Annotated in this window: 15 protein-coding genes; 1 reads left to right on the forward strand and 14 read right to left on the reverse strand. The window is 61.8% G+C overall.

Annotated features, from left to right (window positions below; all coding sequences use genetic code 11):
* Position 1: 1 nt before the first annotated feature.
* The 9 genes from V8P77_RS04595 to V8P77_RS04635 all read right to left on the reverse strand — a co-directional run bounded on the left by V8P77_RS04595 (position 2) and on the right by V8P77_RS04635 (position 9,454).
* Positions 2–1,102 carry an imelysin family protein gene (locus V8P77_RS04595; RefSeq protein WP_335910961.1) on the reverse strand — a complete coding sequence of 367 codons (1,101 nt, stop codon included), beginning with the start codon at positions 1,100–1,102 and terminating at the stop codon, positions 2–4.
* Positions 1,102–2,640, reverse strand: a complete 1,539-nt coding sequence (locus V8P77_RS04600; protein ID WP_335910962.1) for a di-heme oxidoreductase family protein — start codon at positions 2,638–2,640, stop codon at positions 1,102–1,104. Before V8P77_RS04600 ends, V8P77_RS04595 begins: the two co-directional genes overlap by 1 nt.
* A 47-nt stretch (positions 2,641–2,687) precedes the next feature.
* Positions 2,688–3,965, reverse strand: coding sequence for an imelysin family protein (locus tag V8P77_RS04605; RefSeq protein WP_335910963.1), 1,278 nt, complete (start codon positions 3,963–3,965; stop codon positions 2,688–2,690).
* A gap of 283 nt (positions 3,966–4,248) precedes the next feature.
* Positions 4,249–5,538, reverse strand: coding sequence for an RsmB/NOP family class I SAM-dependent RNA methyltransferase (locus V8P77_RS04610; protein ID WP_335910964.1), 1,290 nt, complete (start codon positions 5,536–5,538; stop codon positions 4,249–4,251).
* A 144-nt stretch (positions 5,539–5,682) separates the two neighbouring features.
* The gene (locus V8P77_RS04615; protein WP_018069989.1) at positions 5,683–6,045 is read right to left on the reverse strand and encodes a septal ring lytic transglycosylase RlpA family protein; all 363 of its coding nucleotides are present in this window, start codon (positions 6,043–6,045) and stop codon (positions 5,683–5,685) included.
* 51 nt (positions 6,046–6,096) lie between these two features.
* The gene (locus V8P77_RS04620; protein ID WP_335910967.1) at positions 6,097–6,318 is read right to left on the reverse strand and encodes a hypothetical protein; all 222 of its coding nucleotides are present in this window, start codon (positions 6,316–6,318) and stop codon (positions 6,097–6,099) included.
* A 407-nt stretch (positions 6,319–6,725) separates the two neighbouring features.
* Positions 6,726–7,595, reverse strand: coding sequence for an SDR family oxidoreductase (locus V8P77_RS04625; protein WP_335910968.1), 870 nt, complete (start codon positions 7,593–7,595; stop codon positions 6,726–6,728).
* Positions 7,595–8,749, reverse strand: a complete 1,155-nt coding sequence (gene queG / locus V8P77_RS04630; protein ID WP_335910969.1) for a tRNA epoxyqueuosine(34) reductase QueG — start codon at positions 8,747–8,749, stop codon at positions 7,595–7,597. The genes V8P77_RS04625 and queG overlap by 1 nt, the downstream gene beginning before the upstream one ends.
* A 12-nt stretch (positions 8,750–8,761) precedes the next feature.
* Positions 8,762–9,454, reverse strand: coding sequence for a glutathione S-transferase family protein (locus tag V8P77_RS04635; protein WP_020052564.1), 693 nt, complete (start codon positions 9,452–9,454; stop codon positions 8,762–8,764).
* A gap of 230 nt (positions 9,455–9,684) precedes the next feature.
* On the opposite strand from V8P77_RS04635, the gene V8P77_RS04640 reads away from it, so the two are divergent.
* Entirely contained in the window at positions 9,685–10,482 is a 798-nt protein-coding gene (locus tag V8P77_RS04640; protein WP_131621190.1) for an undecaprenyl-diphosphate phosphatase, read from the forward strand.
* Positions 10,483–11,161: 679 nt separating this feature from the next.
* On the opposite strand, the gene V8P77_RS04645 is transcribed toward V8P77_RS04640, so the two are convergent.
* The 5 genes from V8P77_RS04645 to pmtA form a co-directional block, all read right to left on the reverse strand.
* Positions 11,162–12,142, reverse strand: a complete 981-nt coding sequence (locus V8P77_RS04645; RefSeq protein WP_335910971.1) for a complex I NDUFA9 subunit family protein — start codon at positions 12,140–12,142, stop codon at positions 11,162–11,164.
* A 112-nt stretch (positions 12,143–12,254) separates the two neighbouring features.
* Positions 12,255–12,542: a DUF1330 domain-containing protein gene (locus tag V8P77_RS04650; RefSeq protein WP_017990037.1), complete on the reverse strand. Its 288-nt coding sequence runs from the start codon at positions 12,540–12,542 to the stop codon at positions 12,255–12,257.
* Between the two features lie 29 nt (positions 12,543–12,571).
* On the reverse strand, positions 12,572–13,279 hold the full coding sequence (pyrF, locus tag V8P77_RS04655) for an orotidine-5'-phosphate decarboxylase (RefSeq protein WP_335910973.1): 708 nt from the start codon (positions 13,277–13,279) through the stop codon (positions 12,572–12,574).
* Between the two features lie 6 nt (positions 13,280–13,285).
* Complete coding sequence (locus V8P77_RS04660; protein ID WP_335910975.1) at positions 13,286–13,867, reverse strand: histidine phosphatase family protein; 582 nt, start codon at positions 13,865–13,867, stop codon at positions 13,286–13,288.
* 1 nt (position 13,868) lies between these two features.
* Complete coding sequence (pmtA, locus tag V8P77_RS04665) at positions 13,869–14,468, reverse strand: phospholipid N-methyltransferase PmtA (protein WP_335910977.1); 600 nt, start codon at positions 14,466–14,468, stop codon at positions 13,869–13,871.
* Between the last annotated feature and the right edge of the window lie 12 nt (positions 14,469–14,480).

The raw sequence follows: 14,480 nt of genomic DNA on the forward strand, positions 1-14,480 counted from the left end.
CTCAATCTCCGTCCGAAAAGGAAAAGCCGGCCGAAAGGCCGATGGCTGCGCCATATTCGTCGCTGATCCGGGTGATCAGGTCGCGGCTTTCAGCAAGCAGCGTATCGAGCTTGGCCTTCTCCGCATCGCTTGTGGCGACGTCGATGTCGGGATTGAGCTTCGGCACGCTGTCGAGCAGCGATTTGAAATCCTCGTCGATCGAGGCGGCGATCGGCTGTTTATCCGGTGGCAGAAGCTCGGCCATGCCGGCCTTCTGCCAGAGCGTGCGCAGGCCCTCCAGATTGGCGGCCATCGATTTCCAGGTGTTCTTGGAGCGCCAGTAGATCGCCATGCGCGGCCGTGGCGCGGTGTCCTTGCCCTTGTAGAATTGCTCCAGCCGCTGGTCGCGGACATTCTCGGCGCCATGGACGAGAATGCCGAGCAGCGCGGTCACCGCTTCCTTGTTGTCCATGAAATCATTGCTCTGCGGGCCTGGATGTTTCCAGCTCGCCTGCACGCCGTCGGGCTTTTCCCAGGCGGCGACGACTTCGCCGGCTTCCCGCTGGATATTGCCGGCGACCGCCTCGCCGTAAAGGCAGCGGAAACTGCCTTTCTGGCCGATGAGATCGTTGGAGCCATTGCCGTAGAGCACGTATTCCAGCGCCGTCAGGCCTTGCAGCGCAACGCTCTTGCCGGCGATCGCATCGACCGTCGCATCCTTCGGATCGGCCTTGGCGATCAGCGCCTGCACCTGCTTGAGGCCGACGCCCTTGCGGTCGGGATAAAACAGGATGTGCTCGAAGAGATTGTCCTGGATGACGGGTCCGGTCTGGACGATCTCGATGATCGACCAGTAGCGGATCGTATCGTCGAAGGCGGATTTCGCCTTGTCGAGCGTCTGCTGCGTGCCGTCGGCGCAAAGATCCTTCATCGCCGTCGTCAGCCGGGCGGCCGATTGCTGCATGTTGCGATAGCCGGGGCGGATCACCTCGTCGACGGCGCGCTGCATGACGGCGGGAACGGCATCCTCGTTCAGCCCTGCCGGGGGAGTGGCCGTCTGGGCGGCCGCGGATGTGGCGAGGCCGATCAGAGTAAGGCTGAGCAGGGGGTGCCAAAGGCGCATCAAAGTGACTCCAGGAATGTAATCAGGGCCGCCCTGTCGTCTTTCGGCAGGGAGGAGAAAGCGTTGCGGGCCGTTTCAGCTTCGCCGCCATGCCAGAGGATCGCTTCGGTGAGGCTCCGCGCACGGCCGTCATGCAGGAAAAAGCTGTGTCCGCTGACAGTCCGGGTCAGTCCTATACCCCATAGCGGCGGCGTGCGCCATTCACGTCCGCTTGCAAGGCCGACCTGCTGCCCATCGGCAAGCCCGTCGCCCATGTCGTGCAGAAGAAAGTCGGAATAGGGCCAAATCAGCTGGAAGGACTGCGCTTTTTCTTGCGTATCCCGCCGGGTGACGAATTTCGGTACGTGGCAGGAAATGCAGCCGCTTTCGTAGAAGATCCGCTTGCCCTGCAGCGTCTCAGGGAAACTCGCCTTGCGCCGTGCCGGAACGGCAAGATTTCCGGAATAGAAGGTGACGAGGTCGAGAATGGGACCCGGCGCTTCTTCTGCGCCCAGCCGTTTCTGCACCCCGGTCGGCATATCAAGGCATTTCTCTTCCGCCTTGGTGCAATCGCCCTGCGCATCCGGGTGATCGGGCGTCGAGATGCCGATATCATTGGCAAAGGCATCCGCACTCTGGTCGCGCACCGTGGCATTCTGCGCCTTCCAGCCGAAGCGACCGAGCGTGATCTTGCCGCTGCGGTGGTCGCGCACGACCGCCGCCTTGCCGGAGATGCCGTCGCCGTTGGCATCGTCAGGATCGGCATGGGCAAGGATATCGGCCTCGGGAATGGCCTCGATCAGTCCGAGGCCGATCATCGCCGAGGCGACACGCGGCGAAATCGTCGTCGCGGGATCTAGCGGTCCATAACCAAGGTTTGTCACCGCATAACTCGGCCGGCGCAGCGACACGATCTCGCCGTCGCCGAGCGTCACCCTCTCTTCGCGGTAGCTGATCGCCATCTTCCCCTCGGCAGCAAGCCCGGGAACGGCGAGGTCCTGCAGCTGATGGCCGTAGACCGGATCGGGAAAATTGACGACATCGGCACGCGCAACCGCCTTTTCTTCCTCCGGTGTCGTGGCGGCGCGCGAAAGCCGCAGGAACATCGAGGTGGCACTTGGCCCCCCTTCCGGCGGTTTGCCGCGGCCGTCATTGACATGGCAGCTCATGCAGGAGCGGGCGTTGAACAGCGGCCCGAGACCATCGGAAGCCTGCGTCGAGGAGGGAGAGGACACCCAGAGCTTGCGGAAAAGCGCGTTGCCGAGCTTGAAATTCTGCTCTTCCTCGAAGGGAATATTGGCCGAAATATGCGAGAAGCTGTCCTCGGTGACGGGATCGATCGAGGTCGTCGCACCGGCCTGCATGGCTTCGTATTGTTCGGCCTTGGAAAAATCCGCCGTCGGCCGCGTCACATCGGCGACACGTTTCAGATCGGTTTCGGAGAGGTCGGTGCGTTTCCTCGGCAGGTCGAAACCGGCGGCGATGCTGACGGAAAAACCGGCAAGCGTGGCGCAGAGCGCTGCGCTGGCAAAAAATCGACGGGCCGGGGCATGCGACATTTCAGGGTCCGGGCCGCTCCGGCTTTCGAAGCGGCCCGCCTTTTTGCTTATTGGAAGACGGCGTTAGGATTATCCAAGCTGTCGGAACCTTCAAGCTGAACCGTGCCGAGATCAAGTGCGGCAATAACGCGCTGCACCGATTTCGTCTGGTCGATCAGCCCGTCGATGGCGGCCTGGACGACGGCGTTGCCGTCCTTGTTGCCTTCGCCGATCATCTGGTCGTACTTTTCGACCGTCTCGCCGCGCTTTGCCATGGCATTCATGGCATCGAGCGTCTTGTTGAGCTTGCCTTCCACTTCGGCATCGAGCGCCTTGTCCTTGGCGGCCACCAGATCGTGCAGCGACGGGCCGCTGAGTTTGGTGCCGTCGACGCGGGTATAGTTGCCGGTATAGGCGGCAGCAATGCCGATCGCGTCATTGAGATGCGAGTTGTAGGTATTGTCCGAGAAGCAATCATGCTCTTCTTCCGGATCGTGCAGCAGCAGGCCGAGCTTCATGCGCTCGCCGGCAAGCTCGCCGTAGGAGAGCGAACCCATGCCCGTCAGGATCGCGACGAGGCCGGCCTTCGGATTGGCTTCGACGTTCTTCGTCGCTGCACCATCCGGCTTCCAGTTGTCGGTCATTTCCTGCAGGTCGGAAACGAGCAGGGTCGAGGCGGACTTCAGATATTCGGCGCGGCGGTCGCAATTGCCGTGCGTGCAGTTCTTGAGGTCGTAATCGGTTGCCGGGCGGTCGCCGGCGCCAGGCCCCGTGCCGTTCAGATCCTGACCCCACAGCAGGAATTCGATGGCGTGATAGCCGGTCGCGACATTGGCTTCGATGCCGCCGGCCTCGGCGAGCGTGCCGGAGAGGAATTCCGGCGTCAGCTTGGAGGCGTCGACATCCTTGCCGTCGATTTTTATCGTCTTGTTGGCGATGACATTTGCCACATAGAGAGAATTTTCATCGCTCTCGGTGCCGTAGGAGGCATCGACATAGTCGATCAGGCCTTCATCGAGCGGCCAGGCGTTGACCCTGCCTTCCCAGTCGTCGACGATCGGATTGCCGAAGCGATAGACTTCCGTCTGCTGGTAGGGGACGCGTGCCTTGATCCAGGCGTCCCTGGCGGCCTTGAGCGTCGCGTCGGTCGGCGCCTTCAGGAAGGCGTCGATCGCGGCGTCGAGCGCCTTGGCCGTCGTCAGCGAGTCCTCGTATTTCGCATGCGCCACGTCGGCATAGTGTTTCACCACGCTAGCAGCATCGGTCTCGGCATGCGCGGGAAGGGCGAGCAGGGCGGCGGGGGCGATCGCCAGCACGGCTGCGCGGAATTTGCGGTTGAGCTTCATGATCCTCTCCTGTGACGGATTTTCCGTCTACCGCATCGGCCCGAAAATCGGAATCGATTTTCGGAAAGCACGATGCGTCGATTCAAAGTGTTACAGCGTCCTTTGCGCGTCTGATAAGACGCGCGGCGCTGTAATCGGCCTTCGTCTCTTCGCGCAAAAGCAAACTGGTGTCAAATTCTCTAGTTTGGAATGATTTTAAGAATAGACAGGCGCGGCTAACCGGACATTTTTGAACGGCATTTGCTTGAAAAACCGGCAGCTGCGCAGGCCCCTGTAAGCCGCGTCAGCCCTTGCGCTGTATGCGGCAGAAGAAGAAGCCGTCGGTATCGGTGGAGGCGGGCGTCAGCGTCACCGTCAGGCCGTCGGACGAATGCGGACGCGGGGCATCCTTGCCGAACAGGGCTTCCCAGGCGGGCAGGGCGCTGACGATCTGAAAATCTGGATTGTCGGCCGTAAAGCGGCGCGCCTGCTCCTCGTTTTCCTGGGGCAGGACCGAGCAGGTCACATAGATCAGATCACCGCCTGATTTGACGAAGCCGCTCGCCTGCGCCAGCGCGTCCTGCTGCTGGGCGGTGCGCTCGTCGAGGTTCTTCGCCGTCAGCCGCCACTTCGTATCGGGGCGGCGGCGCCACGTGCCGGTGCCGGTGCAGGGCGCGTCGACCAGCACCTTGTCGCAGCGTCCGGCAAGGGCGGAGAGCGCCCTGGCGTCGTCATGCACCTGGACATTGCGTGTGCCCGCCCGCTTCAGCCGCTCGATGATCGGCGCCAGTCGTTTGCGGTCGGCGTCATAGGCGTGAACCTGTCCCTTGTTCTGCATGGCCGCCGCCATGGCGAGCGTCTTGCCGCCGCCGCCGGCGCAATAGTCGAGAACCTGTTCGCCATCATGGGCGAGCACCAGGTCGGCGACGATCTGCGATCCCTCGTCCTGAACTTCGAACCAGCCTTTCTGGAACGAAAGCTCGGCTGTCACGTTGGGAAGACGCGAGGCGCCTTCGCCGGCGGCAATCCGGATGCCGTAGCGGGCGATCTTCGCAGCATGCGCGTTCGCTCTCTCGAGCGCCTTGACGACCTTGTCGCGGGAGGCTTTGAGCAGGTTGGCGCGCAGATCGAGCGTCGGGCGGGCGGCGAGTGCCTGTGCCTCGGCGAGCCAGCCGGCGCCGAAGGCCTGTTCGAAGGAGGGTTGGATCCACTCGGGAATATCGCCGCGAATATGCGGCGGCGCATCGTCGAGCGAGCGGCTTTGAAAGGCCGCAACGGCGTCGGCCGAAAGCGGCGCCGGCGCAAACTTGTCATCCGCCAGCTCAGTGGCAAGACTGTCAGGTGTAAAACCCCATTGGCGGAACATGACGGCATGGGCAATGGCCGCGGCACTGTCGTCATCCATCAGCCAGGCGTGGGAAAGCCGCATGCGCAGTGCGTCATAGACGATATTGCCGATCGCTGCACGATCGCCGGAGCCGGCGAAGCGGTGCGCGAGGCCCCAGTCCTTCAGCGCGTCGGCGACGGGCCGCTTGCGGGCATCGATGTCCGCGAGCACAGAAATCGCCCCTTCGAGGCGGCCGCCCAGACGCATTCACATGTCTCCTGTTGCCGTAGCGTGTGAACGACCAGCGCAAACGCGAGTGTCACGCAGCGGATTGTTCACAAGTCTCAACCGGGTGGTAACCGCGATTGACGGCAAGAGCAAGCGCCGCTTCCGGCGCAGTCAGTGCTGACCTCAGCTGACGACCTGGTAGCAGACCTTCGCAGTGCCGGAGCTCACCATGCCGATATTCTGGGCGGCGGCGCGCGACAGGTCGATCACACGACCACGGATGAACGGACCACGATCGTTGATACGAACGACGACGGTGCGGCCATTGTTGCGGTTGGTGACCTTCACCTTGGTGCCGAAAGCAAGTGAACGATGTGCGGCAGTCAAGATGGCAGGATTCATACGTTCCCCGGAAGCAGTTTTGGAGCGAAGTGCGTACCATGAAGCACCGCCACAACCATTGCCAGCAAAACCTTCCGCCGGAAGCATGGAAGAACAGGCTGCAATAGTTACAGCGGCGATAATAGAACGACGTATTTTCTTCACAACAGAGTATCCCTCAACTATTGAACTCACGCCCTCGCAGGGTGACGGGGCTTAAATCTGTGAAAAAGTGGCGAAAAAGTGCCGCAGCAATTCACGGAATATTACAATCTGCAACATTCGTGAGTGTGATGACGAGATTTCAGGAATGCGCGCCGTCGCCAAACGTGGAAAAAAGCTAATAAAATCAGCCAAAATCCGAACGAATTTTCCGAAGGGATAGTAAACGCCACGGCGTTCACGAAAATCGCGAAAATATTTTTCCGATTTCGCCATATTTGCTGCCACATTTGGGCAAATTCAAAGGCCGTTAATCATAAGATGCGGCGAAAATTGTCCGGCCAAAGCGGGAAAGTAGGAATTTCCTACTCATTTTGGGTGAGCGTATCCGTCGCAAACAGGACTGAGTTCTAGAGAGCCTTTCCTGGTCAGATTGCAGCATTCTGTTGGCTCAAACGGAGTCGGATGGTCGACCGGCCGGCGCGCGTCGTAGCCCAATTCTACGGCCAAGCCGGCCGGTCGATCAGGGGGCCCGTTTCAGCCAACCCGAAGGGCCGGGCATCTTTCCGCCAGGATCAAAGGCGATCGGCTCGGACGTACCAAGGGGTATGCCCTTCGCCAATCGCCTCTGCCCTGACGAAAACCTGCTCCGGCAGAATGCTGCAATCTGACCAGGAAAGGCTCTACCCACGCCAGCGCCCATCCTGCCACAATTGCGCAAGCGACATGGGATAGTTCGGGAAGGAGAATTCGAAGCCGGCGGCCTTGAGTTTCGCATTCGAAACCCGCTTGTTCTCGCCGTAGAAAGTGCGCGCCATCGGCGTCAGTTCGGCGGTCTCGAACGCCTGCTCCGGCGGCGGTTCGACGCCCATCAGGCGGGCTGCCTCGACGATCACATCCTGCGGCGGCCCGGGCCGGTCGTCGGTGACATTATAGATGCCGCCGAGGCCGCGCTCCGACAGGAAGCGTGCCGCAGCACCAATATCCTCGACGCGGATGCGGTTGAACACCTGGTCCTTCTTGATCAGCCGTCGCGCCGTACCCTTGTCCAGATTACAGAAGGCGTTGCGGCCCGGCCCATAGATGCCGGAAAGGCGAAGCACCGCCGCCGGCACGCCGCGCTCCCGGCCCATCGCCAGCCAGCCCTCTTCCGCCTCGAGCCGCTCGGTCGAGCGCCCGGAAACCGGCAGGCACGGCGTTTCCTCACTCACCCAGGCGCCCTGGTGATCGCCATAGACGCCGACGGTGGAGAGATAGCCAATCCATTCGAGCTTCGGCAGCAGGCGTGCGCCGTCTTTTTCAAGCAACCGCAGCAGAGGGTCGGCCTTTCCAGGGGCGATCGATTGGACCAGATAGGTGGCGCCTTCCAAAGCCTGGCGGAGCCTCTCTTCCATGCTCTCTCCGTCGAAAAGGAATGCTTCGATGCCGTTTTCGCGGAGCGCATCCATCTTCTCAGGCGAGCGCGTGGTGCCGGAAACCCGCACGCCGTCGCCGGCAAAGGCCTTGGCGATCGCCGTGCCGGAATAACCGCAGCCAAAGATCATCACATGCATCAGCCCACTCCCGCCAATCGCCATTCGTTCAATACGTCGTCATCTCTCTCGTCCGCCCTTTGTGCGGCAAAGGCCGCAAATTCGCCAGCCTCCATCAGCCGCGAAAGCGCCCAGACCGCCATGCCGCGCACCACGGGCGAGGGATCCTCCGAAAGCCGGCGACATGGCCCGATGAGCACCTTGTCGCCGGAATTGCCGGCGGCGATCAGCACATTGCGGATAAAGCGGTCGCGGCCGATCCGCTTCACCGGCGAGCCGCTGAAGAAGGTGCGGAAGGCGGCATCGTCGAGCGTCAGCAGAAAGGCGATCGACGGCTCCTTCAGATCTTCCCGCGCCTTGAGTTTCATCTCGGAGGCGGAGCTTGCGAACTTGTTCCAGGGACAGGCGGCAAGACAGTCGTCGCAGCCATAGATGCGGTTGCCGATCAGCACGCGCAAATCGGCGTCGATCGGCCCCTTGTGCTCGATGGTGAGATAGGAGATGCAGCGCCGCGCGTCGATCTGGTAAGGCGCCGGGAAGGCAGCCGTCGGACAGATGTCGAGACAGGCACGGCAGGAGCCGCAATGATCGGCTTCCGGCGCGTCGACGGCAAGATCGGCGGTGGTGAACATCGTGCCGAGGAACAGCCAGGAGCCATGAACGCGGCTGACGAGATTGGTGTGTTTGCCCTGCCAGCCGAGTCCGGCTGCCTCCGCCAGCGGTTTCTCCATGACCGGCGCCGTATCGACGAAGACCTTCACATCGGCGCCCGCCCGCGCCGCAAAGCGCGTGGCGATCTCCTTCAGCCGGCCCTTGATGACGTCGTGATAATCGCGGTTGCGGGCATAGACGGAAATCGCTGCCTTGTCCGGCTTGTCGAGGATAGCGCGGGGATCTTCATCCGGCGCGTAATTGAGGCCGAAGACGACGACGGAGCGCACCTCGCTCCAGAGCGTGCGGGGATCGCCGCGCCGGTCGCGCGTCTCGGCCATCCAGTCCATCGTCCCGTGGCGCCCGGCATCGATGAACTGGCCGAGGCGCTCCTTGGCTTCGGGGATCGCATCCGGGCGCGTGATGCGGCAGAGATCGAAGCCCTTGGCGGCAGATTCCGCCCGGACGAACTCGGTCAAATTGTCGCGGCGGCGCTCTTTGTCGTCATTGTCAGGTTCGGGCATGAAGAGCCCTCGTCAGAAATCCAGATCGGCATAGTGTGAAACCGGTGTCAGGCCGCGCACGCGCTCGGTCAGCATCGGCCGGAAGGACGGGCGCGACTTCAGCCGCTGGTACCAGTCCTTGACGACGGGCGAATCCGCCCATTCGATCTCGCCGAGATAATCGAGGATCGAGATCGAGGCCGCAGCGGCAAGGTCGGCATAGCTCATCCGCTCGCCGGCCAGCCACTGACGCGAGCCGGCAAGCCAGGTCAGATAGCGCATATGCTGACGGATATTCGCGCGGGCCGTGCGCAGAACCTTCGAATCCGGCGCTCCGCCGCCCTGATCGGCGCTCATCTGCAACTTATAGACACGCTCGCGGGCGAGCGGCTTGGTGACGTCGTTTTCCATCTTCTGCATGAACCATTCGGTCAGCCGGCGTATTTCCGCCCGCTGGAAAGGGTCTTCGGCGAGCAGCCGCCGGTCGCGTTTCAAGACGCCGTGCGTCTCGTCCAGATATTCGGAAATGACGCTCGCGCCGCAGAGCGCGCGCATGCTGTCGTCGACATAAACAGGCAGCGTGCCGGCCGGATTGAGCGCCAGGAAATCCCGGCGTTTCTCCCATGTCTGCTCTTCGATCAGATCCGCCTGATAGCCGTATTCCGCCAGGATCAGCCGGACGAAGCGAGATGCGGATGACATGGGATGATGATAAAGCGTGGGCATCGATACTCGGGCGTTGTGATTGCTGTTACAGGACTGTGTGGCAGCTCGATTATAGCGCCCTAGTCATGACTCATTGGTTGAAGCTATAGGTGCTTGGCCCCGCCAATACAAGCGAATCGGATTTTACGCCGTCTGACGATGGCGAAACACGGTCTAACGAATGATTGGAAACGGCGGCCTGATCGACCCAAGCGTTCAGGCCCGGCCGAACTTTAAACCGGAGACAATGTATGGATTATATAAGTGCTATCATTCTCGGTATCATAGAGGGGATCACCGAGTTTCTGCCGATTTCGAGCACCGGCCATCTCATCATTGCGGAGCAATGGCTCGGCCACCGGTCGGACATGTTCAACATCGTCATCCAGGCGGGTGCCATCCTCGCCGTCACCATCATCTACTGGCGTCGTTTGGTGGATCTGGTGCTCGGCTGGCGCGACCCGGTCAATCGCGATTATGCCGCCAAGCTGATCGTCGCCTTTCTCATCACTGCCATTCTCGGGCTGGTCGTCAAGCGGCTCGGCTTTGAACTGCCGGAGACCGCAACACCGATCGCCTGGGCGCTCATCATCGGCGGTATCTGGATGATCTTTGCCGAGTGGGCCGCCGCCCGCAGACCGCCCCATAAAGAGATCACCTGGCTTGTCGCCATCCTGGTGGGCATCGCCCAGATCGTTGCCGGCGTCTTCCCGGGAACCTCGCGCTCCGGCGCCACCATTTTCGTCGCCATGCTGGCAGGCACGGGCAACCGCGCTGCGGCGACCGAATTCGCCTTTCTCGTCGGCATTCCCACAATGTACGCCGCAAGCGGCTATGAATTGCTGAAGACGTTCAGGGATGGCGGAGCGGCGGGCGAAGACTGGACGGCGCTCGGCATTGCCTTCGTCGTGTCCACGGTCGTCGCCTTCATCGCCGTCAAGTGGCTGCTGGCCTATATCAGAAGCAACCGGTTTACGCTGTTTGCCATCTACCGCATCATTCTCGGTGTTTTGCTGCTCGGCATGGCCGCGACCGGCTTGATTGCCTGAGACATCCGTCCCGCATTGCATTCGCGCAACTCCCGGCGCGAATGCAAATGCCCCGTCGGACTCCGCGAACAGACACTCTGTTGCCGGCAGAAGCCGCCAATCTTTCAGATAGGCAATTGAGAGGATAAACGCCCGCCGCCGCTTGAAGCAGGCAGGGCTGAGCATTCAATGGGAGCGCGCTGTTTCAGGCGTTCCGATCGGCTGCTTGCTTGGAGCAGGATGCCGGCGCAGGACCGGCCTTTCGTCAATGGATGATCGAAGCCGTAGAGCAAGGATCGACGCCGTAGGCCGGCGAGCAATCGCCCTTTACCGCAGCGACCGAACCGGGCGCAACGAAAGAGCCTGCAAGGATAACCAGCGCCGCACACGCAAACAGGAGCGCGATTGACTTGCCCATCGAGAAATGCCTTTCACAGTGATTGCCGCACGCTTTTCGCAGGCGTTGAGTCCGTACGAGGACGCGCGGGTTTGGTAGTCAGTGGAATGATAAATAGCAATAAACGTTCCAGCTAAATTTGGCGTTAATTCCACAAAATTTCCGATGCGTCTTTTATGCAACGCAACTCACGGTGACCCGCAAACAAACATTTCAAACTTGCGCCGGCTTTGCTTGACGTGACGACGGCAAAACGCCGTCCGCATTATCTGCGAACGGCGTTATGCGATTGCGCAAAATTGTTCAGGCGGCCTTGCCGGTGCCGGTGTATTGGCCGTGCGGACGATAGTGCACGAGATAGGAGCCGAGCACCGATGCCACCATGGTGGGCGCAATGCCGAGGCCCTTCAGCGTGCGGCCTTCCGCCTCGGCTTCCGGGGAGACGACATTGTCGCGCTTCAGCATGCGCACCTGGTCCGGCGTGATCGGCGGCGTGATAAAGGGGATCAGCGAGGCGATGCTGCCGATCATCGAAGCGATGCCGAAGGGCAGGGATACCAGCGGGTTCTTGCGGCACGTCACCTTCAGCATCGTCTCGAGACATTCGCGGAAGCTCAAAACCTCAGGCCCGCCAAGCTCATAGACTTTGCCGCCGACAACCTTGCCGTCAACGGCGCGGGCGACGGCTTCGGCGATATCTTCGACATAGACAGGCTGGAATTTCGTTTTGCCGCCGCCGATGAGCGGCAGGATCGGCGACATGCGCGCCATCTCGGCAAACTTGTTGAAGAAGCTGTCCTCCGGTCCGAAGACGATCGACGGACGGAAGATCACCGCATCGGATTTGACCGAGAGGATGGCCGTTTCGGCGCGACCCTTGGTGCGGCCATAGTCGGAATCGGATTTCGCGTCGGCGCCGATCGCCGAAATATGCGTCAGCGTCGCACCCGCGCCGCGCGCCGCCTCGGCAATCGCACGGCCGCCGAATTCCTGCACGGCGTCGAAAGTGTTGCGTCCGGTCTCATGCAGAATGCCGACGCAGTTGACGACGTGGCTCGCACCGTCGACGGCGCGATCGATCGAGCTGCGATAGCGCAGGTTCGCCTGCACGAAGGAAATCTGCCCGACATTGCCGAGCGGCTGCAGGAAGCCGGCGAGATCGGGACGGCGCACGGCGACGCGGATGTTATAGCCGCGCTTTGCCAGCGCCCGAACCACGTGCCTGCCCACGAAGCCGGACCCTCCGAACACGGTGACGAGCGGCGGCAGGTTGGCAAGGGTCATGGCAGGCTCCTCGAAAGGCTTTGCGGAATGCTTGATTGGCTTCGTCTTAGCCGAATCCCGACGCGACGGGAAGGCCCATCACGCCGTCAGTTTTTTAGGATGCGACCGCGCTCTAGACGCCCTCGACTACGACCATTTCCGCATCCGCCACTTCCTGGCGGATTTTCGCGGCGATTTGGTATTCCGGCGAATTATAGCAGTCGACCGCATGTTGCATCGAGGGGAATTCGATCACCACATTGCGGACGCGCGCCTTGCCCTCGAGTTCGGTAAAGGCGCCGCCGCGCGCCAGGAAATTCGCGCCATATTTTTCGAAGGCCGGCTTGGCCGCTGTCACATAATCCTTGTAGCGCTCGGCATCGCGAACGTCGACGCGGGCGATCCAGTATCCCTTGGCCATGGTCTTCTCCCTTTTGTCGTTGAATCTGGTTAGCGGTTTGCCGGCCAGAGTGCGCTCACCATTTCGCTGAGGATCGCGCGGGCGGCATCTCGGGGATCCGGCGCCTTGACGACGGGCCGGCCGACGACGAGATGCGTCGCTCCCGCCTTCAGTGCGTCGAAAGGCGTCATCACCCGCTTCTGGTCGCCCTTGTCGCTACCAGCAGGGCGAATGCCGGGGGTGACGATCGCCATGTCGGGTCCGACGATCTCGCGCACCGCAGCCGCTTCCTCCGCCGAGCAGACGATACCGCCCATGCCGGTTGCGCGCGCCTGTTCGGCACGGCGCAGCACCAGGCTGTGCGGATCCTGGCTGTAGCCGGCCTCCGCAAGGTCGTCGGCATCCATCGAGGTCAGCACGGTCACGCCGAGCAGGCAGAGGCCGGAGCCGGCCGCGGCCTCGACCGCTGCCTTCATCGCTTTCGGATAGGCATGCAGCGTCAGCATCGACATGCCCATCTTGGCGATGTTCTCGACGCCGGAGGCCACGGTGTTGTCGATGTCGAGCAGCTTCATGTCGAGAAAGATCTTCTTGCCGCTGGCGGCAAGGTCGCGGGCGAATTCCAGACCGCCGGCAAAGACCAGCTGATAGCCTATCTTGTAGAAGAGAATGTCGTCGCCGAGCGAGAAAACCAGTCTTTCCGCCTCGCCGATCGTTGGAACATCCAGGCCGACGATCAACCGCTCGCGTGCGTCCATCTGAAGTCACCCCTGCCAGTCTTCGATGGGCGTCCAGTCGCATGATAAGCGGCGATCCGCAAGGCCGAAAGCATAGAGATTGCCGCCACCGCCCGGCTGGTCGCGGTCGCGCGCGATCGGGCTGCCCGCCAGATGGCATTTGAGCAGCGTGCCGACGCCGCCATGGCCGACGAAGGCGATCGGTGCCGACGGATCGTGAGTGGCAAGAACGGCGTTCACAGCCTCGACGATGCGGGCCTGCGCATCGACGGCGCGCTCCCAACCCTTGAAGCTCTGCTCCGGATGGGCAAAGAACCAGTTGGCGGCTTCTTCAAATTGCGGCGGCGGCAGGAAGCCGGTGGCCGAGCGGTCGTTCTCATGCATGCCGTGCACGATCTCGACGGTCACGCCGGAAGCTTCCGCCAGGATTTCGGCCGTTTCGATCGCCTTGGTCTCGTCGCTGGAGACGATGCGCTGCAATTGCCTCGCCCAGCCGCTCTCGACCGCTTTGCGGGCGCGCGCCGCCCCGACATCGGAAAGCCCCCATTTCGGCACCGGCACGTTCGCATCGATCCTGACCTGCGGATGGGTGATATAGATCCCGAACATCTCAGCCTCGCTTGTAGATCCAGAGCTGCGCCGGCGGAATGTTGCGCATGACGAAGTCGAAATGCTGGATATGGTAACGGTCGGGATTGGCGGCGATCGGCGAGATCGCGCCATAGGAAATCTGCACCATCGGCCGGCCGGCCGGCATCCGGTCGAGCAGGCTTTCGAGCAGCGAGATGCGCTTCGCCATCGGGAAGTTCAAAAGCGGAATGCCCGAGACGACGGAATCGAACATCTGATCGCTGAAATCGCCGAGCGTCTTCTGCAGATCGAAAGCATCGCCGTTGATGAAGTGCACGCCCGGGTAGGTCCGCTTGAGATGTTCGTGGAAATCCGTCGAATATTCGATCGCAACCAGATTTTCCGGGCGGACGCCGCGGCCGAGGATGGCCTTGGTGATGGCGCCCGTGCCCGGCCCGAGTTCGAGCACCGGCAGCCCGGAATGGATATCGACGACGCTTGCCATGCGCTTGGCGGTGATCGAGGAGGTCGGCACGATCGAGCCCACCGTCTTCGGCCCCTGCATCATGCCCCGGAAGAAGCGGATCTCGTCGTCGAACCTCTTGCCCAGCCGCTCCTTCACCTTGACCCTTAAGCGCATTCTCCACCCATC

The organism is Rhizobium aouanii (assembly GCF_037002925.1).
GTDB lineage: Bacteria > Pseudomonadota > Alphaproteobacteria > Rhizobiales > Rhizobiaceae > Rhizobium > Rhizobium aouanii.